This is a genomic window from Nitrospira sp. ND1, assembly GCF_900170025.1.
Lineage (GTDB): Bacteria > Nitrospirota > Nitrospiria > Nitrospirales > Nitrospiraceae > Nitrospira_A.
In genome coordinates this window covers 886,316-906,571 of sequence record NZ_FWEX01000005.1, presented here as the reverse complement: position 1 = coordinate 906,571, position 20,256 = coordinate 886,316, and the positions used below count along the sequence as shown (strand labels likewise).

General features: G+C 58.6%; 19 protein-coding genes. 11 read left to right on the top strand and 8 right to left on the bottom strand.

Annotated elements, in window-relative coordinates; translation table 11 throughout:
- Nucleotides 1–77: 77 nt before the first annotated feature.
- Nucleotides 78–1,394 carry a hypothetical protein gene (locus tag NSND_RS04415; protein WP_080877795.1) on the top strand — a complete coding sequence of 439 codons (1,317 nt, stop codon included), beginning with the start codon at nt 78–80 and terminating at the stop codon, nt 1,392–1,394.
- A 197-nt stretch (nt 1,395–1,591) separates the two neighbouring features.
- Here NSND_RS04415 and NSND_RS04410 read toward each other — a convergent pair whose 3' ends face one another.
- The gene (locus NSND_RS04410; RefSeq protein ID WP_080877794.1) at nt 1,592–2,050 is read right to left on the bottom strand and encodes a rhodanese-like domain-containing protein; all 459 of its coding nucleotides are present in this window, start codon (nt 2,048–2,050) and stop codon (nt 1,592–1,594) included.
- A 144-nt stretch (nt 2,051–2,194) separates the two neighbouring features.
- Complete coding sequence (locus NSND_RS04405; protein ID WP_080877793.1) at nt 2,195–2,629, bottom strand: thiol-disulfide oxidoreductase DCC family protein; 435 nt, start codon at nt 2,627–2,629, stop codon at nt 2,195–2,197.
- 242 nt (nt 2,630–2,871) lie between these two features.
- Here NSND_RS04405 and NSND_RS04400 point away from each other — a divergent pair, with 242 nt between their 5' ends.
- The 7 genes from NSND_RS04400 (at nt 2,872) to NSND_RS04370 (ending at nt 9,979) form a co-directional block, all read left to right on the top strand.
- Nucleotides 2,872–3,468 (top strand): Tll0287-like domain-containing protein, encoded by a 597-nt coding sequence (locus NSND_RS04400; protein WP_080877792.1) that lies wholly within the window; start codon nt 2,872–2,874, stop codon nt 3,466–3,468.
- A 113-nt stretch (nt 3,469–3,581) separates the two neighbouring features.
- Nucleotides 3,582–4,355 carry a DUF1353 domain-containing protein gene (locus NSND_RS04395; protein ID WP_080877791.1) on the top strand — a complete coding sequence of 258 codons (774 nt, stop codon included), beginning with the start codon at nt 3,582–3,584 and terminating at the stop codon, nt 4,353–4,355.
- A 109-nt stretch (nt 4,356–4,464) separates the two neighbouring features.
- Nucleotides 4,465–5,019 (top strand): dihydrofolate reductase family protein, encoded by a 555-nt coding sequence (locus NSND_RS04390; protein WP_080877790.1) that lies wholly within the window; start codon nt 4,465–4,467, stop codon nt 5,017–5,019.
- A 569-nt stretch (nt 5,020–5,588) separates the two neighbouring features.
- On the top strand, nt 5,589–5,822 hold the full coding sequence (locus NSND_RS04385) for a hypothetical protein (protein WP_080877789.1): 234 nt from the start codon (nt 5,589–5,591) through the stop codon (nt 5,820–5,822).
- Between the two features lie 158 nt (nt 5,823–5,980).
- On the top strand, nt 5,981–7,636 hold the full coding sequence (locus NSND_RS04380; protein WP_080877788.1) for a B12-binding domain-containing radical SAM protein: 1,656 nt from the start codon (nt 5,981–5,983) through the stop codon (nt 7,634–7,636).
- Nucleotides 7,637–8,188: 552 nt separating this feature from the next.
- Nucleotides 8,189–9,505 (top strand): hypothetical protein, encoded by a 1,317-nt coding sequence (locus tag NSND_RS04375; RefSeq protein ID WP_235000163.1) that lies wholly within the window; start codon nt 8,189–8,191, stop codon nt 9,503–9,505.
- A 15-nt stretch (nt 9,506–9,520) separates the two neighbouring features.
- Nucleotides 9,521–9,979, top strand: a complete 459-nt coding sequence (locus NSND_RS04370; protein WP_080877786.1) for a HEAT repeat domain-containing protein — start codon at nt 9,521–9,523, stop codon at nt 9,977–9,979.
- Between the two features lie 285 nt (nt 9,980–10,264).
- On the opposite strand, the gene pyk is transcribed toward NSND_RS04370, so the two are convergent.
- The 3 genes from pyk to tmpT form a co-directional block, all read right to left on the bottom strand.
- Entirely contained in the window at nt 10,265–11,704 is a 1,440-nt protein-coding gene (gene pyk / locus NSND_RS04365; RefSeq protein WP_080877785.1) for a pyruvate kinase, read from the bottom strand.
- Between the two features lie 238 nt (nt 11,705–11,942).
- Nucleotides 11,943–13,409: an MFS transporter gene (locus tag NSND_RS04360; protein ID WP_080877784.1), complete on the bottom strand. Its 1,467-nt coding sequence runs from the start codon at nt 13,407–13,409 to the stop codon at nt 11,943–11,945.
- A gap of 2 nt (nt 13,410–13,411) precedes the next feature.
- On the bottom strand, nt 13,412–14,050 hold the full coding sequence (gene tmpT, locus NSND_RS04355) for a thiopurine S-methyltransferase (protein ID WP_080877783.1): 639 nt from the start codon (nt 14,048–14,050) through the stop codon (nt 13,412–13,414).
- A gap of 168 nt (nt 14,051–14,218) precedes the next feature.
- Here tmpT and NSND_RS04350 point away from each other — a divergent pair, with 168 nt between their 5' ends.
- A complete protein-coding gene (locus NSND_RS04350) occupies nt 14,219–15,115 on the top strand; it encodes a LysR family transcriptional regulator (RefSeq protein ID WP_080877782.1) in 897 nt (298 codons plus the stop codon).
- A 66-nt stretch (nt 15,116–15,181) separates the two neighbouring features.
- Here NSND_RS04350 and NSND_RS04345 read toward each other — a convergent pair whose 3' ends face one another.
- Nucleotides 15,182–15,871: a DUF2959 domain-containing protein gene (locus NSND_RS04345; RefSeq protein ID WP_080877781.1), complete on the bottom strand. Its 690-nt coding sequence runs from the start codon at nt 15,869–15,871 to the stop codon at nt 15,182–15,184.
- Between the two features lie 242 nt (nt 15,872–16,113).
- Between NSND_RS04345 and NSND_RS04340 the strand changes: the two genes are divergently transcribed.
- Nucleotides 16,114–16,560, top strand: a complete 447-nt coding sequence (locus NSND_RS04340; protein ID WP_080877780.1) for an SRPBCC family protein — start codon at nt 16,114–16,116, stop codon at nt 16,558–16,560.
- Nucleotides 16,561–16,709: 149 nt separating this feature from the next.
- Here NSND_RS04340 and NSND_RS04335 read toward each other — a convergent pair.
- Together NSND_RS04335 and NSND_RS04330 are read right to left on the bottom strand one after the other, a co-directional pair.
- Nucleotides 16,710–17,866, bottom strand: a protein-coding gene (locus NSND_RS04335) for an IS3 family transposase (RefSeq protein ID WP_143833386.1) whose coding sequence is annotated in 2 segments (ribosomal slippage) — nt 16,710–17,593 and nt 17,593–17,866 — 1,158 coding nt in all. Because the reading frame shifts where the segments join, the coding sequence is not laid out codon by codon here.
- A gap of 328 nt (nt 17,867–18,194) precedes the next feature.
- Nucleotides 18,195–19,220, bottom strand: coding sequence for an AraC family transcriptional regulator (locus NSND_RS04330; RefSeq protein ID WP_080877779.1), 1,026 nt, complete (start codon nt 19,218–19,220; stop codon nt 18,195–18,197).
- 197 nt (nt 19,221–19,417) lie between these two features.
- Between NSND_RS04330 and NSND_RS04325 the strand changes: the two genes are divergently transcribed.
- Entirely contained in the window at nt 19,418–20,239 is an 822-nt protein-coding gene (locus tag NSND_RS04325; protein WP_080877778.1) for a class I SAM-dependent methyltransferase, read from the top strand.
- Nucleotides 20,240–20,256 lie beyond the last annotated feature (17 nt).

Sequence of the window (20,256 nt, the reverse complement as noted above, 5' to 3'; positions counted from 1 at the left end):
CGCCGGCATTTTCCGGCAGTACAACCGAACATCGTTGGATTTTCTGATTGGAAGGCGTCATGGGAGGAGCCCTGTCTGTGCGACTTGCCTCGATCATTGGCCTGCTGACAGCTGGACTGTTGTTGTGCGCGCCTTGGAGTCTGGCCGGCACTATCAGGGTCGATCTGGGGGTCGAGCAGGGCCCGATGAACCATCGAGCTAACGGGTATCTGGTCAGCATCGAACCGACAGACCCGCCGATGGAGCTGATTCTTCCGTTGAAGCCCACCAGTTTTCGCGGAAACACCGGGTATGTGTTGAGTAACTATGACCGGCTCAAACAGGCCGGGGTGACGGAGTTTCAGCTGACCCTCGGACTGGTCTTCGAGCATCGCGCCCTGCAGATTTTTGATATCAATCAGATCGGTCTCGACGGGAACTATGAGCCCTGGTTGGCGCATGTGGATCATGTGATCGATCAAGTGCTGCAGCGACAACTGTCGGTGATCTGGGATATTTACAATGAACCCGATCTTGCAGCGGTTCCTCTCAATGACAGTGAACGGCTCAAAGAAGGCTGGCGGCTGGCTTATCAGCGCATTAAGCAGCGGATTCCCGGCGCGCAGATCGTCGGGCCGAGCGTGAGTCGATACCAATTACTCAAGTCCTTTTTGGAGTGGAGTGATTCGCAGGGAGTCTTTCCCGATGTCGTGTCCTATCATGAATATGCGGATCCATCGGAGGCCATCAGGTACGTGAATGATTTGCGCGACTACTTGAAGGCTCACGGTCAGGCGCGGCCGATTTCGGTGAACGAGATCCTGGGGCAGGAGTCCTGGACGAGTGCCGGTTATACAGCGGGAGTCATTGCCGCCTATGAGCGGGCCGACATCCTTAGCGCGATGCGAGCCTGTTGGCCTGATCCTCAGGATATGAGCCGGAGCTACGTGGAAAATACCTGCGATAACCCTACGCTGGACGGATTGTTGTATGTCGATCGCAAGCAAAAACGGCCCGGGTGGCACGTCTATAAGACCTATGCGGAGATGGAGGGTGTCCGGCTGTCTACGATGACGGATAGTCCCAAGCTCCATGCCCTCGCCGCACTGGATAAGACCGCCGGCACGGTACGACTCTTGTTGGGCAAATACGAGGACGATTCGCCTGGCGACACGAAAGTCGTACTCAAGAATATCGGGCGTCTGGTTGCCTCGCAACAGAGCGGAACTCTGCATCTCTGCGCCGAGCAAATACCAGATGTGGGGTCCGGTCCTCTCGAAGCGCCTGTTGTCACGCTCGATCGTGTTTTCTCACTGGAACAGGATGAACTCTCGTTCACACTGCCTCAGTTCTATCATTCCGATGCCTATCGGGTCGCCCTGAGCCTCTCCGAACAGTGCGGGGGGTCGCATTGAGCGGACAGCCGACCGGCTTACCGGCTGTTGGCGATGGATTGATGCAGTGCCCGTTCACAACGGATGCGACGCATTTGATATTACTTGCCGGGTGTCAGAGAGGAATAATTCCTGCCTGAATAAACACACCAAGAGGGCATGTGTCGGCGGAGCCGTGAGTGGTGTCACGAAGCGCTCATCGCGCGCGAGGGGATGGCTTACTTCACCAGGGGATGGCCGGCCTGTTGCCACTCATCGAAGCTCATCACGACGGCGGTGGTATTGGTGAACCCCAACTCCGCAAGTGACTGGGCCGCGAGAGACGCGCGGTTGCCGTTTTGGCATTGCAGGTAGACAGGTCTGTTCGTGTCCGGCTTGGCTGGAAACCCGACCTGTTTCCAGATCTGAAATTCGACAAGCCCGCGGGGAATGTTGACCGCACCCGGCACATGTCCGGCCGCGAACTCCTGCGGCTCGCGCACATCTATAATTAACGCCTCGCCCGGACTCTCCACGACTTTTCGATACTCCTCCAGGCCGATCGTTTTGACCTGCTTCTGCGCCGCTTGAATTTTTTGTGTGACAGACAGAGGAAAGTTTTGTGCGACCGCCGGTGATGGAACAGACAACGCCATAGCGATGGCGACGAATATGGATGCCGTGAACAAGCGGTTCATAGGTTCTTCCTCTTCATCAGGTATGAGAATGGGCACGGCCTCGATGCCGGCGCGATCGTTACAAAGCGGAGTCTACGCCGTTCCCGTGAATGGCTCAAGGCGCGAACGTGCGCTGCGTGCGGCGAAACTCTCTGCCCGCAGGCACTACACGAACCGTCTACGCTGGTTCGGGGAGGGGACCCGGCATGCATCGGTTTTGCCCATCCACCGGTACCGATGACGCGCAACATAATCGTACAGCGCATCACGCAGGGGGCTTGGGATCAGGATGCCGAGATAGAATAGGGGCCAGAAGCCGGGGAGGTGCCGCACAATTCTCAGCGCGGCCGTGGATTTGGTGTAGACGCGGGCCTGCTCCAGCAGGAGGAAGGTCGAAAAGTCTTCGGTCGAAAGCTGCAGTGTATGCAAAATCTGTTGTCCCCGGTCGGACTGTAGGGTGCCGAACTTGAAGGTCTCCTGAGGATCGTGATCGATCAAAAAGTTCACCCAGGCATTGCACCAATTGCACACACCATCGAATACAACGACGTGCTCGTGCCTGGCCCACTCATGGGATTCCGGATCAAATTTTCCTGTCATTGGCTGCATTCCCGCTGAAGCGACTGCTGATTCTTCTCTCCACGGATTGGAATCACATTGTTCAGACGACATCACCACCAGTATTGTACCGGTTCGGAAACAGGCCGGTCCATAATCTCGATTTCTCCGCTGTGTCGGCGTATGCTTTTGCGGGAGGCGACCCGCAAGTTCTGGCCGGGCGGGTTTATGGCTGCGGTTGGGGAGCAAGGCAACCACGCGCGGACAAAAAAGGTGGGTGCAGCATGAAGGGTGCAGGATTTTTCACCGGCCTCGTAGTCGGCATCGTGGCCACCGTTCTGTTGAGTCAGTGGACGATGAGTGCCGCGAGCAAGGAGGCGGGGATGGCCCCCTGTTTGCCGGCCGAGATGGTCGCGGATTATGTGCATAGCGTGATCCAGGCCGATCGGGAGTTCTACACCACCGACATCGTGGAGCGGATGCAGTTGCGGGGAATCGTCTTTGCCGCAGAAAACTGGAGAGAGACCTCCAGGCTTCCCCTTCCTGCTCAGTTCTTGCTCGAATCGGGTCGGCTCGTTGCGCAGCAACGCAATGGAATTCGATTCCGGCTCATCAGCAATTGGGCGATCAATAAGACGAATCGTCCGGCCACCGACTTCGAGCGGGCCGGTCTGACCGCGATCCTGATCGATCCCGATCGTCCCCACACCGGTGTGACGACCGAGGGAGGCAGACCCGTCTTCCAGGCTCTCTACCCGGACAAGGCCCTGTCCCAGACCTGTGTGAGTTGCCACAACGCGCATCCGAACAGTCCAAAGAAAGATTTCAAGCCGCATGACGTGATGGGGGGAATCCTGCTGACCCTTCCGCTTCCCCACTAGCCCGCGCAGCGAGGACAGGCCGCCTCTCCGGTCGTGCGAACGGGGGAGGAGTGGGCCGGCAGTGCGTCGGAACGAGCCGGCAGCCTGCTGAGGATATCTTAAGGAGAGACTCTATGCCGGACATCGTCCACGCGCAATTTACGCACACGAATGCGTACCTCACGCAACTCATCGAGCAATTTACCCGGATCGACCAGCAAATCGAGAATGGGGACACGATCACCATCAACATGTGCGACGGCGACCGATCGATGTCCCTCACGGTCAGTCGTGACAAGGTCGTTGAGCGTGCTACTTCACCGCAGCGGCCCGCGACGGGCAAGGCTCCGGCGTTGGCCGACAACGACAGTCTCGTGGCGGCTCTCACCAAATCGTTCAGCTTCGACATCGGCGAAGGAAATCGGAAGATTTCCGCCCGCGAGATTCAGTCACATATTTCGAACACGACAGCGGCGAAACCAGCCGTCGGCTCCGGGGCGAATCTGCGCCGGGTGCTGGAGTTGCCCGAACCGGCTGTGACGTACAACAACGCCGAATGGGTCTTGCTCGACGATTGTCGGTGTGCGGCATTGGATGGGTTCATTGTGACGGCCAAGCGCGGCTTCAAGACCGACTTGGCAAGTATTCCACGTTTGTTATGGGGCTTCATCGCGTCATTTGAACTCTCGCTGGTTGCGCCTATCGTGCACGATTTGATTTATGGCTCTGCCGGAACCGTGGCATTGCCTGATGGCGAAGTCACGCCCGCCGACAAGCGCTTTGATCGGAAGGAGGCCGATGACCTCTTTCTGGAATTGATGACGCGAAGCAAGGTCGCCTATTGGAAGCGCAACGTGGCCTATCTGGCAGTCCGCGCGTTCGGCGGGTCATCCTGGCGACAAGGGTGAGCGTGTGAATTGTGAGATCGCAAGGTGCGCCGTCCGACGAATTCTTCTGCCAGCCTCGTGTTGCCGAACAAGCTGAATAGGTGAGTGCCGGCAAGGAGATGTATCGCTCATGACCACCCAGTACTACACTGCCTCAAGCCTCGATGGATTCATCGCGACGCTCGACGATTCTCTCGACTGGCTCTTTCCCCTTGGTGATATCAACGAGACGGGGTATCCGTCCTTCATCAAGGAGGTCGGCGCCTTGGCGATGGGGTCTGCCACCTATGAGTGGATGCTGCGCCACGTCATCCGTCCGGACGGGCGCGAACCGGTCGCCTGGCCCTATGCTCAACCCACCTGGGTGTTCTCAAGGCGTCGCCTTCCCCCCGTGGAAGGTACAGACATCCGATTTGTAAGCGGGGACGTTCGCCCGGTTCATGCTGACATGAAGAAAGCGGCGCGTGGCCGGAACGTGTGGCTGGTCGGGGGAGGCGAACTTGTTGGACAGTTCTATGACGCCGGACTCCTCGACGAACTGATCGTGCAGGTTGGTTCGGTCACCCTCGGATCAGGCAAGCCGCTCCTGCCTCGCCGGACCACGTCGCCTTCCCTCATCCTTGAGTCGGTTCGCGCGATCGGGCCCGGCTTCGCTGAGTTGCGATACCGTGTTCCGCGTGGGTAGGGCCTCGTGATCGTTTGTATACGCGTGAGCGTGTCTTTCGAGGTTTACCCGTCGCGATTTCATGTGCGATGATGACGTGACGGGCGATCTCCGGCACACCTGCTGGCGCTCCAGAATGTACTGGTCCCGGGCCTGTCCACCCGATTGATTTGGATCTGTCCGCCCCATCGACTCGAAGCCTACAACAACCAGCAGCTCACCTGAAATCACCTTGACGGCTTGCGAGAGGCACATCGTCGGCGAATCCGGAACGTCCCAATCGAAGTCGTCGGTGTGACACCCTGCCATTAGGCCTTCTCTTAAACAACCATTTCCCTGATTCGTCTACGTATCAATTTGGATACGTGAGTATCGCATCGTATACACGAAGGCCTGATCCTTTTCCGACTGCAGACCGTCCAAATCATTGGAAGTAGGTAAATGACATGACCGCTGCAATGTGGCCGATATCTTGCTTGTTCCTCTGCTGGTGAGGACACACGTTGGAACTCATTGTGTGCTGCGTGGCCGGGGGAACACCGCGATCACGACGATCGCAATATTGAGCGTACTCACCAAAGGAGGACCGAATGGAAAAGCCCATCATGAATCCGGAACTGCCATTGCCGGAGGTATTCAAGTGGCGAGTGCCGATCAATTGGGATCCTGTGCCTTGGTGGTTCTTCGAACGTGCAAACCTTCCGAAGGAAGCGCTGAGTCAGCTGGCGTTGATTCAGCTGGAGAATCAACGGGCGATCATGCAGCAGAACATGAAAGCGATTGAGCAGTCGATGGAAATGGTCAAGAAGTTCGGCGGCAAATAGCTACGTGCAAAATCCTCAGTGGAAGGGAGTGGACGCCGCCCCCGGCCCTATGCCGCTCCTTTTCAGAGGATTTCGCTGTGCAGGAAGCGGGTTCGACATGGCAATGATCGGGCCTGGTGTTGCCACGCATTGTTGCGGCCATTCCTTGGGAGGAGGCTATGAGATCACTCACTCTGCTGGACGAGAGCGGGGCCATGCCCCCTCTGCAGGCCTTGAGCGAACAGGACGCGACCAGACCCGTGGTCTTGATCGGATTTCAGAAGCAGGGCAACCTTGGAATCGGGTATCTGGCCGCAACGCTGATGCGACGAGGGCATCGTGTGAAGGTTCTCGATTTCGAAGATGCGGCGGAGCAGATCTTGGCGACGATTAAAGCTGAAGTCCCGGTGGTGGTCGGGTTTTCGCTCATCTTTCAATTTTATCTGCCTCGCTTCCGTGTGTTGATGCAATACCTGCGGAACCATGGCGTCCGGTGTCATTTCACAATCGGCGGGCACTTTCCAAGTCTGAGTCACGAGCGAACGCTTGAGTTGATTCCAGAGGTGGACAGCGTGGTTCGATTCGAAGGGGAGGTGACCCTGCTCGAGCTCGTGGAATCGCTCATTCATGACCAGGATTGGCGCAGGATCGATGGCCTCGCGTATCGTCGGGACGGGCGATTCGTGTCAAATCCTCTTCGGCATCTCCTGGACGACCTCGATGTGTTGCCCTTTCCCTACCGGCAGTATGAGCCGACGGCGATCCTCGGTCAGCGAACAATGCCCATCCTGGCGTCACGCGGCTGTTCCCGGACCTGTTCCTTTTGTTCCATTCATATGTTTTATCGGGCCGCTCCGGGACGGGTCGTCAGGATTCGGAAAGTAACCGAAGTGGTCCGCGAAATGAAGGATCTTTATCAGAACCGGGGGATTACCCTGTTCCTGTTCCAAGATGATGATTTCCCCCTCTTCGGCCCGTCGTGGCGTCGGTGGGCGCTCAGTCTGGTCGATGAACTGTATCGCCAGGACCTGGTCGGGAAAGTCATCTGGAAAATCAGTTGTCGGGCCGATGCGGTTGAGCCGGAGTTGTTTGCGACCTTGCGGGATGCCGGGTTGTACCTGGTGTACATGGGGCTGGAGTCGGGATCGGACGATGGACTCGATGTGCTTCACAAGGAAATTACCGTGGCGGAAAATCTGCGAGCCGTTGAGACGCTGAAGTCGCTGGGCCTCATGTGGGAATTCGGCTTCATGCTGTTTGATCCATCCAGCACGTTCGAATCGATTGAAACGAATGTGGGGTTTTTGCGCCGGATTGTCGACGATGGGAGTGTCGCGGCGGTGTTCTGCAAAATGTTGCCCTATGACGGCACGCCTATCAAGGAGACGCTGATGGCCCAGGGACGGTTCAACGGCGACGTGTGTAACCCGGACTACGATTTTCTCGATCCCCGGATTGCGCGTTGCTACGAGGCAATAGGACGAACAGTCGGCGAATGGGTCAGGGGATCGGATTGTGTGGCCGCGATGATCAATCATGCGTGGCATGAGGTCTTTGTAATGGAGCGGCTTTTCGAGCCCGGTGCAGACCTTGTCGCATACAAAACTGCACTGAGTGCCGTGACCAAATTCAGCAACAACATATTGTTCTCAGTGGTAGAAGAAATTTGCGACGGTTTTCGGGAGGGCGGGGGTGAGTGTCAACAGTACTCAGGCCTGGGACAGATCCGGGAGCAGATTCTGGCCACCTTGGTACAGCAGCGAAACCGGTATGTTTATGAGAACCAGTCCTGGTTGTTGAAAGGGATCTCGAAGCAAACGCTTGTGACTGCCTAAGTCGACAGCATCACCTGCGCGGTTCAGACGGCCCGATGGTTCTGAGGAACCTCGGACAGGAATGCGTCAGCGCTGACCCCCTTCATCTCTCCTCTCCTGTGTGATCTGCACGCATTCCAGCATCGGTTGTGAGCCGTCGCCGTTCCGGTGGAACTCTCAACCGTGGATGTGTTTCTCCCACTAGTTCTTTCGTCAGCCGAATCATGAACCAGTTCGGATACATGTCGTGAATCTTTTTCGATACAAGCCTCAGCAGAAGAAGGCGATGATTCGCACGGCGGCGCTGCTCAACAACTGGTACGGCCCTGAAATTGTTCAGTTTGAGAAACTGTCCTGCGCCTGTTCTACGTGGGCATTCCGCTTGCTCTATGACAAGTTGAGAGTTCAACGAGCAAGCGCCTGAACGGGTAGAGACTGGGTACTGCCATCAGATGCAATCCAGGCTGACCGGGACAAGAAGTGATGAAATCGACAGTACCGTAAGACTCCGCCCGACGCTCGCTGCTCCGTGCGCAGTTAGTGACAACCATTTTGATGAGGGAGGGAATGCAGATGTCAGATATTGATGTGAAGTATGCGGCTCTTGGGGGGCCCGCTGGTTGGTTGGGCCCGGCGACGACCGCTGAACTCGTCGCCCCTGACGGGATCGGCCATTACCGGCATTACCGAAGCGGCTCCATCTATTGGTCGCCGGCAACCGGAGCTCATGAAGTCCACGGACTCATCCGTGACAGATGGGCCAGCTTGGGGTGGGAACGCAGCTTCCTGGGCTACCCGCTGACGGATGAAACGACGACGCCGGATCGCATCGGGCGATACAATCATTTTCAAGGGGGATCGATCTATTGGACGCCGGCGACCGGCGCCCATGAGGTGCATGGCGCCATTCGGGGTAAGTGGGCGAGTTTGGGGTGGGAACGGAGCTTCCTGGGCTATCCGTTGACGGATGAAACGACGACGCCGGATCGCATCGGCCGGTACAATCATTTTCAAGGCGGGTCAGTCTATTGGACGCCCGCGACCGGTGCCCATGAGGTGCATGGCGCCATTCGGGGTAAGTGGGCGAGTTTGGGGTGGGAACGCAGCTTTCTGGGCTACCCGTTGACGGATGAGACGACGACGCCGGATGGGGTCGGGCGGTACAATCATTTTCAAGGCGGGTCAGTCTATTGGACGCCGGCGACCGGTGCCCATGAGGTGCATGGCGCCATTCGGGCTCTATGGGCGAGCATGGGATGGGAGCGCAGTTTTCTGGGATACCCCACCAGCGATGAATTGAGTACGGAAGACAGTACCGGGCGATATAGCGAATTCCAGCATGGATCTATTTACTGGAGCCCGGGGACAGGGGCGCTGGCCTGCCGTGAAACGGTGCGATTGCACGTCAAGTGTCTCACGGCGCCCACTCGATTTACGATTAACCAGATGATTTCCAATATGCGTCTGACCTATGCGACCGCGCAAGTCGGCCTCAAATATGTGTCGTTTGAAGTGCTGAATCTGCCGGCGCTGAACGATATTGATGTCGGTGCCTGTACGATGGGGACGGTGACCGCGGAACAAACACAGCTATTTGCCAACCGGAATAACGCAGCGGCGAAGGATGTGATTGCCTACTTCGTTCGCAGCACGCAGCCGCCGTTCAACGGCTGCGCCAGTCATCCGGCCAACCGGCCCGGGGCCGTGGTCGCCAGCGGGGCCAGCGCATGGACCTTGGCGCATGAAATCGGCCACGTCTTGGGGCTGTCGCACGTCAGTGATAACAACCGGCTGATGACCGGACTGGGAACCGACAATATTACTAACCCTCCGCCGGACATTATTGCCTCAGAGAAGACGACGATGTTGGCGAGCTCCTTTACGAATTAGCCGGGAGACAAGAACATGCCAATCACAATGCAGCAGGTATTAGCTGAAATCGACAAAGACGAGCCCAGTTACGAAGCGCTGGCTCTGCTGGGGCCGGAGGCGTTGCCGCACCTACAATTGATTGCCGAGGCCGACGATCCGCTGAAATCGTCCAAGGCCGTCTATGCCGCGAGCTTGATCGGCGGAGCAGGCGCGGTTGAGGTATTAAGGAAGGCCGCCGATCACCATGATCCGCAGGTTCGTATTGCGGTCGCCCAAGGGCTGCAGAATCTGGCCGCGGTTGCTCCCACCGACTTGGTCATGAAATCGCTCAATGACCACGATTCGGGTGTCCGGAAGCTGGCGCTGATGACGGCAGGGAAGTTAAATCGGGCTGATTTCAAGCAGCGGATTACGGCCATCGCGCAGGGCGATCCTGAAGAGCATCTGCGAAAGGCTGCGTCAGTGGCGGCAAAGAAGTTGGAGGTTCGGTAGGCAGACCATCCTCTCCTCCGCCCTGCGTGATGCGGGGTGGGGGAGAGGCAACAACGCGTATCCCAAAGGGCCTTGGCCAGGAGGAGAATCTGTCCCGCTATTGTGCGCGGCGCAACTCCCCGTAGAGTGGGGTGGGGGAGTGCCGGCGCCGGTTTCTTAGCTGTCAGCTGTGCGTGACCGGGCCGCAGCGTGAGTTCAATGCCCGGCGTCGCTTCATGCCCGCCACCAGTCCACGATCATTCACCGGATGAGGCAATTCACATACGTCTTCCGAAGGCAGTTCGCTCAATGACTCACCGCGGATAGGTCGGGCAGAATGTCGTCAGAGGGGACGTCGCGAATCTGAATCGAGTCGACCCGTTGCTGAGCAAGGACGTCCGAGATGATGACGACCTTGTCCCCAACCTTGAAATCCTCGCGGTCTTTTAGAATCCGGAACGCCGTTTGTAATGTTTTTTCGGGGTCCGAACTGAAATCGATCTTGAAGGGGAGCACGCCGCGATTGAGCATCATGGTCCGTCGCGGTTGGCTCATGTTGGTAAAGGCGTAGATAGTGGTGGCGAACGGGCGGCAGTTTGCGACGAGATCGGCCATGAGCCCTCGTCTGGTGATCACGACGATGCCTTTGGCCTTGACCCCCTCGGCCAGCTGCACGGCCGCCGCCGCCAGTTGTTGCTTGTTCTCCGCGTTACGCAAATGTTTCGCAAACTGCAATCCGGGTATCGTTTCGGATTTCAGCGCAATCCTGCGGAGGAACTCGACGCACTTCACCGGATACTTCCCAACGGTGGTTTCGCCGGACAGCATGACGGCATCGGCTTCTTCGTAGATGGCGTTGGCGACGTCGGTGACCTCGGCCCGGGTCGGATGCGGGTTGTGGATCATGGATTCGAGGAGATGCGTCGCCACGATCACGCGTTTGCCGTACTCGGCGCATAGCCGCACGATCGTGCGCTGGACATTCGGCAGGTCTTCCAGGTTGATCTCCACCCCGAGATCTCCGCGCGCGACCATAATGCCGTCCGATTCCTTGATGATCGCTTCAAGGTTCCGGACTCCTTCCTGGTCCTCGATCTTCGCGACGATCTTTACCTTCCCGACCTTGTCGCCCATCAAATCCTTCAGCTGCTGAATATCTCCGGCCTCGCGCACAAACGACAGGGCGATGAAGTCCACATCCCGCTCCAGACCAAAAAGAATATCCTTGATATCTTTTTGCGTAATCGACGGGAGATTGACACGGACGCCGGGGAGATTCACGTGGCGTTTGCTCTTCAGAAGCCCGCCGTCTAAGACACGGCACCGCATGTGGCGTTCGTGCTTCTCCAGCACCTCAAAATTGATCAGCCCGTTGTCCACGGTGATCCGGTCCCCCACGTTGACCGCCTCAAGCAGGTCCGCATAGTTGATGTGGATGGAGCTTTCCTCGACGTTCATCGGACCGCGTGTGGTGACGGAGACAATGTCGCCTTGCCGCAGGTCGAGCTCGTTGGAAAGATCGCCGGTGCGGATCTCCGGACCTTGCGTGTCCAGGAGAATGGGAATAGGAAATTTCACCTTCCGGTTGAGCGACTTGATGTGCTGGATGACCTTGGCGTGAGACTCGTGGTCGCCGTGGGACATGTTGAGACGGGCGATACTCATCCCGGCCTCGTAGAGCTTGTGCAGCATTTCGTAGGATTCTGTGGCGGGACCGATCGTGCAGATGATGCGAGTCTTTTGCATGTAGCTCCCTTGGGGTAATGGACGATCCTTGCAGGCTGAGCTGCACCCGACGAAATGATGACGATGTCGCGCGGGGAAGACGAGAAGAACGGGGTCATTCTACTTGGTCTCGCCGGTCGAGTCCATCGTGGCGCAAAGGGATGCAATCCATGTCTCGTGCAGCATGGTTCGCAACCTGTGCCACAGGCACTTGCGGATGACGAGCGGCAAGCGGTGCTGCCGGAATCCTGCTGTCCGCCTATGACTCTGCGGTCGGAGCCATCGCCCACCCGTACAACTCACGGCGGTACGTTGCCACGGCGATGGCGAGCGCGACGAGGGTCAGAACCGCCGCGACTGCGAACGTGACCCGCATGCCGATGGCAACGGCATCGGGAGGCGCCGTTGTGATGTCGATCGTCGATGACGCAGCCGCGAATACAGCGCCCATGACGGAAGCCCCGGTGATCAGCCCGAGATTGCGGGACAGGTTGAGCAGGCCGGAAATGACGCCCCGCTGCTCCGGACGAGTATCCGTCATGACAGCAGTGTTGTTGGCTGTCTGGAACAGTGCATAACCGACGGTGATGACAATGAGGGGGGCGGTGTAGCCATAGATCCCGAGCGTCGCCGGTATTACAGACAGGAGAAAGGCACCGACGGCTATTCCGATGAGCCCAAGGACGGTCATGCGCTGGGGGCCAAGGCGGTCCGCAAGGCGACCGGCCGGCACACCGGTCAGCGCGGCGCAAAGAGGGCCCACCGACAACACCAGTCCGATAAGTGCCGCGTGGAGCCCGAGCGTACGCGAGAGATAAAACGGCCCGACCACCAGCGTCGCCATCATCACCGTCGAGACGAGTGCGCTCATGATAAGGCTTGCGCTCAGCAGAGGATTGCGGAACATCGTCAATCGGATCAGAGGTGATTCAGCCCTTGTCTCGGCAAACAGGAAGAGGCCGGCTCCAAGTAGGGTGGCCACCAGCAGCGCCAGGTTGCGCGGTCCGAAGCTGCCGCGTCCAATCGTCATGGCGAGCGTATAAGCTGCAAGCGTCAGCGCAAGCAGCAGCGTACCCGCATGGTCGAACCCGAGCCGATCAACTTGCTGTCGCGGACGATCAACGGGTAGGAATCGATACGCGAGAAGAAAAATCAGGAGCCCTAGCGGCAGGTTGATCAGAAAGATTGCCCGCCAGCTGAATTCGGAGATCAGCATGCCGCCGAGCGATGGGCCGAGTGCGGTGCCGATCGCAGACATCGTGCCAAGCAGTCCCATGGCGCTGCCGACCTGTGACTTGGGAACCGTCTCGCCGACGAATGCCATAGTGAGGGCCATCATGATGGCGGCTCCCAGACCCTGCGCCGCGCGAGCGGCAATCAGCAGCCAGAGCGTGGGAGCGACACCGCACAAGACCGAGGCGACGGTGAACAGGAAGACACCGACCAGGAGGAGCCGTCGGCGACCGGTCATGTCGCCGAGCCTACCCACGCTGACGATCCCGGTGGTGATGGTCACCAGATACGCGATGACGACCCACTGGACCTGTTGAAACGAGGCATCGAACGCCTGTGCCAACGTCGGCAAGCTCACATTGGCGATGCTCGTCCCGATCGAGGACAACAACATGGATAACGACAGGCCGGCGAGTATCCACCGAATCGAAGGCGTCAGATCCGTCGTTCCTGCTTGTACCACATCTCGTCCTGGCATAAATCGCGTGATCATCCTCAGCCCCTTCGTAGCAGCCACACATGCTCGGTTGCCGAACATTTTCCCTTGAGTCCACCGGACACATCTGCGCTGGTGAGGAGCGTTAAGTGGTATCGCTCTCCATAATGTCGACGGACTTCCTCGTGGCTGATTGAGAAAGGGGGGCCTTCCGCCGCGCGTTGATCGTATTGATAACAAACGAGCAACTGCGGCGCGTGATCGGTGATCGCTGTGAGGTGCGAGGTGTAGCGACTCCGCATGTTCTCCGGAAGGGCGACCAGCGCAGCCCTGTCATAGATCGCATCGACCGGACCCAGCATCGTTCTCGTCACATCGAAGATATCGCCGACAAAGATGTCGATGTCGTTCGCATGGTAGCGATCTATCTCACCGTTCCTCGTGATCGTCGGTTTCACCCCGAGCTCCGCGAACAGTTGCTCAATGGCGTTTGAGCTCAATTCGGCTCCGGCAACCCGGTAGCCGTTCGACAGCAGCCACGAAATATCCAGCGTCTTCCCGCACAAGGGCACAAAAACCAGGCTGCCTTTCGGCAGAGCGAGCTCGGTGAAATACTTCACCAGCAGCGGGTTGGCGTCACTCTTGTGAAACCCGATCTCATTTTTTGTCCACCTGTCATGCCAAAATTGTGGTTCCACAATGTGCGACCTTTCTGTTAAGTGGCTGAGATGTTTCCTGTTCCAGCTGATCGTGGTTAGAACTGTCGGGAGTATAGCCTTCTCAGTGACATGGCGGAAGGCGCATCATCTGCACTGTATTCGTGCGTGAGACGCCACATCACGGTCAAGCTATGGTATGGTCGGTGCATGTCCACACCTGATCTCAATTTGCTGATCACCCTGGATGTTTTATTGGCGGAAGGCAGCGTGGCCCGCGCCGCCAGACGGCTGCGTCTGAGCCCGTCTGCAATGAGCCGGGCGTTGGCGCGATTGCGTGAGACGACCGGTGATCCACTCCTGGTGAGGGCCGGCCGAGGTCTCGTCCCCACACCACGAGCGGTCGAACTTCGTGAACGGGTCAGTCAGGTCGTGGAAGAGGGACAAGCGGTTCTGCGCCCTGCGGAGAAGCTCAATCTCACACAGCTCGTCCGAACGTTCACATTGCGGACCAGCGAAGGATTCGTAGAGAACTTCGGGCCGGATCTCATTGCGCTGGTCGGCGAGGAAGCTCCCGGCGTGCGGCTGCATTTCCTTCAGAAGGCCAATAAGGACAGTGCGCCGCTTCGCGACGGTACCGTCGATCTGGAAACCGGGGTGATTGAGAAGACCACTGCGCAGGAGTTGCGGGTTCAAGCCTTGTTCCGGGACCGTCTGATCGGCGCCGTGCGAACGGGGCACCCCCTGTCAAAAGGCAGGATCACGCCTTCCCGTTATGCCGGCGGACGGCATATCTCTGTCTCGCGGCAGGGGCATGAGAAGGGGCCGATTGAGGAAGCCTTGCAGCGGCTTGGACTGGAACGGGACATTGTCACGATCGTCGGCGGATTCGCGACGGCGATTGCTCTGGCCCGTGCTTCAGATTTGATCGCCACAGTCCCTGAACGCCATACGGGGATTTTGCGAGCAGGAATGCACAGCTTTGCGCTCCCGGTCTCCACGCCGGAGTTCACGGTATCGTTGCTCTGGCACCCACGGCTGGACGCTGATCTCGCGCATCGCTGGCTGCGGGGCCATGTCCGGAAGATCTGCGCGGCGACGACCTGACGCTGATAGCCTGCCGTCGTCGATCAACACCGAACGAGCGGCTGGCAGCGCGTCCATCTCCCGCAATCACGCGTTATCCTTCTCCATGGACGAGATGAAGGAATCCGCTTCCTGAATTGAGGCGTTCAAATCCTTGATCAGTGAGTCGATGGTGCCTTCGACCGTGACCAATTCGCTCTTGAGCGAGGCGATGGCCTGCGCGTTGAGGTTATGCTTCAAAAAGAGGACATGGTCTTTCAGCTTTGCCAGGACCGGATCCATTTTTGCTTCCGCCCGTTTCATGGCCTTGATCAATTGCGCGTACTGGCTGCGCGTCTGGGTGAGTTGCTTTTGGCTTTTCTGGCGCAGCGTGGCGTTGGAATACTGCTTCAATTCAGCGGTCCATTCATCAAATAACGCGTCGGACACGTTCTCCACCGACGCGATGCGATCCCGAACGGCTTGCGCTCTCTTTTCGCTCTGTTGATATTCCTCGTTCAGCGCATCGTACTTGTCCTGTAATTCGCCGCCCTGGATATTCAAGGTTTTGGTGAAGCGATCGAGGGCCGATTTGAATTGCTCTTTCGCGTCCTGTTGGGCGTCACGGGCCTTTTTCACGTCGCTGACCATCAGGTCGCGCTTGTGATAGCCGAGTTTTTCCATCGTTTCATAATAGGCGGTCTGGCAGCCGGACGCGGTGAGCGTGATCAGGACAAGTCCGCAGGTCAGAGCGAGCGGCAAGAGTCTGTGAAAGCGGCGAGGGGACTGAACGTGCATGATGCCATCCTTGTCTAAGCGGTTCATCCAGACGACTTGACTGCCGCTACTCTAACAGACCGACCAAGCTTCCGCTATTCCTTCTGTCGGCCGTCAGGTCATATGGATCTACTCCAGACGGAGCGCCATGGTCAGCCTGACGCCTGGACATGGGAGAATGAATCCGTCATCCTTGAACAGTCATTCCTTCTGCCATCTGGCGTTCTGATTGCATTAGTGCTCAGAGGAAAGGAGTGTGAGAGATGCCGAACAATACCGTCCGCCTTCACCGGGTCTTTCGGACAACACCAGAACGCCTGTACCGCGCATTCCTGGACGCGGATGCCATGGCGAAGTGGCTTCCACCGAACGGATTCACCGGGAAAGTGCATCAGCTGGATGCCAAGGTGGGCGGCACCTACAGAATGTCGTTTACCAACTTCACCACCGGTCAGAGTCATTCATTCGGCGGGAAGTACCTCGAACTGGTGCCACACGAACGGCTGCGCTATACGGATACGTTCGACGATCCGAACCTTCCCGGAGAAATTCAGGTGTCAATCACGTTGAAGAAAGTATCATGCGGGACTGAGATGACGGTGGTGCAGGAAGGGATTCCCGAGGTGATCCCCGTTGAGTCTTGTTATCTAGGCTGGCAGGAATCGTTGATCCTCCTCGCGAAACTTGTCGAAGCGGAGATTCCTGAGTAGAAGTGGCTTGACCGGATAGAGGGCTTGGACGACACGTGCTCCTCGGTCGTTCAGCAGTGAGGGAATCGCGAGGAGCAGGTTAGCGACCGACTCTTTCCCAGCAGCGCGAAGTTGCAGACTGACCTTCCCCCAGTTTCATGGACACCAGGTTACGCGACTGCGGTCCTCGCTTCGTACTCGGCGGGGGAGTCATAGCCGAGGGTCGAGTGCCGACGCGTCCGATTGTAGAACACCTCGATGTATTCGAAGATGTCCTGTTTCGCTTCCGCTCGTGTGGCATAGTGCCGATGGTACACGAGTTCCCGCTTCAATGTTCCGAAGAAGCTCTCGACACAGGCGTTGTCCCAGCAATTGCCGGTGCGGCTCATGCTGGCCGTGATGCCATACGTGGTGAGCAACTGCTGGTAGGCCCCTGCCGCATATTGCCCCCCGCGATCGGAGTGATGCAGGAGTCCTGCTGAGGGCTGCCGCGTGGCGAGCGCCATGCGGAGGGCCTGTTCGGTTAACTCTCCGGTCAAGCGCGGGCCCATCGCCCAGCCGATGACGGCACGCGAGTACAGATCCAGCAGCACGGCCAGATACAGCCAGCCCTCCAGCGTCCAGACGTAGGTGATATCGCCCGCCCAGACCTGGTTGGGCTGGGGCACCCTGAACTGGCGGTCAAGCGTGTTTGCCGCCACGGGCAAGCCGTGCGACGAGTACGTCGTGGCCCGCCACTTCTTCACGGTCTTGGCCCGGAGGCCATCGTGGCGCATCAGCCGCGCCACGCGATGCTCTCCCACCTGGTGGCCCTGCTTGCGGAGCGCCCGCCAGATGCTCGGACTGCCGTAGGTCTGGCGACTGTCCTGATGGAGCACGCGGATGGTGACCAGGAGCGTCCGATTGGCGGCGGCCCGCCGACTCTCGGGACGTCCGCGCCACGCATAATACCCCGCAGGGGAAACCGCCAGTGCTCGGCACATGAGGCGGATCGGATAGCGACGGTCGTGTTCCTGAATGACTCGGTATCTCATCGCGACTCCTTCGCGAAGAACGCCGCCGCACGTTTTAAAAAATCTCGTTCCTGCTTCAGTACGGCATTTTCACGCCGGAGCTGGATCAGTTCCGCCTGTTCGGCCCGGAGAGATTGCCGGGTCTGTCCACGCTCCTCTGCCTGCTGCTGCTCCGCTCGCCATCGGTAGAGGAGATGATCGGCAATCCCCAGATCCCGCGCCACCTGGGCGACGGGATGCCCTGACTCCCGGACTAACCGCACCGCTTCTTCCTTGAACGTCTCCGTATACGACCGTCGTGTCTTCGTGCTCATCCTGTCCTCCGATTTCCTCATTCTCCCACGTATGGAAGTGTCTGTGAAATCGGGGGAAGGTCAGACAGCCTGACCCACGGAGGCCTTCAATCGTCCGGCAGCGATGTTCTCACAAGAAATGACGCTAAAGTCACTGCCCCCTGCCTCCCGAGCTTCTCCAATTAGTTGAGCAGTCACATCCAGGCCTAACACGTCGATCTATCTCGCGCTTAACTCACGGGCGCGCCATCCGGCCTGCATCCGCGATCGAACTCAGAACTGTCGCACAATGTTTCAGTGGGAACGGAGCCGGCCGGGTGTGCGTCGGACGAAGGCCGGCGATTACCGGTCATGTCGTCTGGATGGGCTTCAACTCGGCGGTTGTGGACTCACGACCGACTGATGGCTGTTTGGGCGATTTGGCCTGAGTGCGGAAGCGGGCAGGCGGAAGCCCGAACTCGCGTTTGAATGCACGGTTGAAGGAGGGTTCGGACTCATACCCGATATCGCCTGCGACTTCGGCCACGCTCTTGGACGTGGAGGTGAGGAGTTGCGCGGCGAGGTGCAACCGCCAACGGGTGAGGTAACCGATCGGTGTGTTCGCGAGGAAATGCTGAAACCGTTCGGCAAGGACGGACCGCGAAACCCCGACCTCAGCAGCGAGTGTGGCGATGGTCCAGGGTTGGGCCGGCCGTTGATGCAAGAGCGCCAGCGCTTTGCCCACCTCCGGATCGCGAACTCCGGCCAGCCATCCGGTCTGGGTGTGCGGCAACTGCGCGATATAACGTCGCAACGTTTCCACGAACAATGCTTCGGATAACTTGGCGATGACCGCCGCGCCTCCGGGACCGGAGGCCTCCGCGTGATCGACTGAATAGCGGAGCGTATTTTCCAGCCACTGTCCCGACGGCGTATCTCGAATATTCACCTTGAGCATGGCAGGCAGACCGGCCAGGACGACCCGGCAAAGCTGCGCGTCACAAGTCAAATACCCGCAGATCAGTTTCGTGACTTCACCGCCTCCGGCGAGTTGGGACAGCATGCGTCCCTCCGAGAGGATCTGCCGGATTTGCTGGGAGGTGTCCACCGGTGTGACGGGCGGGCCGTTACCCATAAAGTGCGCATCCCCGTGCGTGAGAACGATGATGTCGCCCGCCGTCAGCGGCACGGCACGGTCTTCCTGCTCCAGGCGGACATACCCCCGTCCTTCGAGCAGCAGATGGAAAAAAATGATGTGGCCGGCTTGGGTAGGCAGATACGACGCCATGGTGCCGGAGTCCGGCTCTCGAGCGCACCAGGGCGCGGCAAACTCACCGTGAAAGAACACCGCGCCGTCGAGTTTCACGGCCTTGAGCACTTCGGACAGCACGTCCATAGGAGTTTCCTCGGCAAGGCCGGAGCCTGAGCAAAGCCATCCGGACGCCCGGATAAACGAACTGCAGCTTAGCATGCTCCTGATAAGAGAGCCAGACGCCCTGATAAGACTCGAAACGGCCTCTGTCCTATAGTGCGACCAGACAGGACGCAGCGACGGAAGCCAGGACAGAGAACACACACGGGAAGGAGGAGGCCATGACGACGAACACGGTGGTGCCGGAAATGGACGGTCTAAAAACCCGTCTCAATACCATTTGGACAGCAGGGGACTACGATCGATTCTCACGATACATGGAGGGCGGCGCCAGGGAGTTTTACGAACGTCTCCAGATCGCGCCGGGATGCCGGTTGCTGGATGTGGGATGCGGCTCGGGCCAACTCGCGTTGTTGGCCGCCAAGGATGGGGTGGAGGTGACGGGGGTGGACATCGCCGCCAATTGGGTCGAGCGGGCGCAAGCGCGGGCTCGGGCCGAAGGGGTGACTGCCCGATTCGAAGTCGCCGATGCCGAAGCGCTGCCGTTTGAGGCGGCCAGTTTCGACGTCGTGGTGAGTCTGATCGGCGCGATGTTTGCTCCGCGTCCTGATCTGGTGGCGCAGGAATTGTTGCGGGTGTGTACACCAGGGGGAACCCTCGCGATGGCCAACTGGACGGCGGAGGGGTTCGTCGGACAGATGTTCAAGAACGTCGCGAAATTCATCGGGCCGTCGGGTATGCCGTCGCCGGTGCTCTGGGGGAATGAAGCTACGGTTCAAGAACGCCTTGGTCACGGATTGTCCACGCTCAGCCTGATCAGGCGTCAGTATCTGTTCAGCTATCCATTTCCTCCATCAGAGGTGGTGGAATTCTTCCGTCTCTACTATGGACCGACCAACCGGGCCTTTGCGTCCCTCGACGCCGAGGGGCAAGCGCACTTGCGCCGGGATCTGGAAGCGCTCTGGACAGCGCACAATCAAGCGGGGCCGGACTGCACGACGGTGTACGGCGAATATTTAGAAGTTATCGGCATTCGGGCGTGAGCCTCGATTGCCCATAC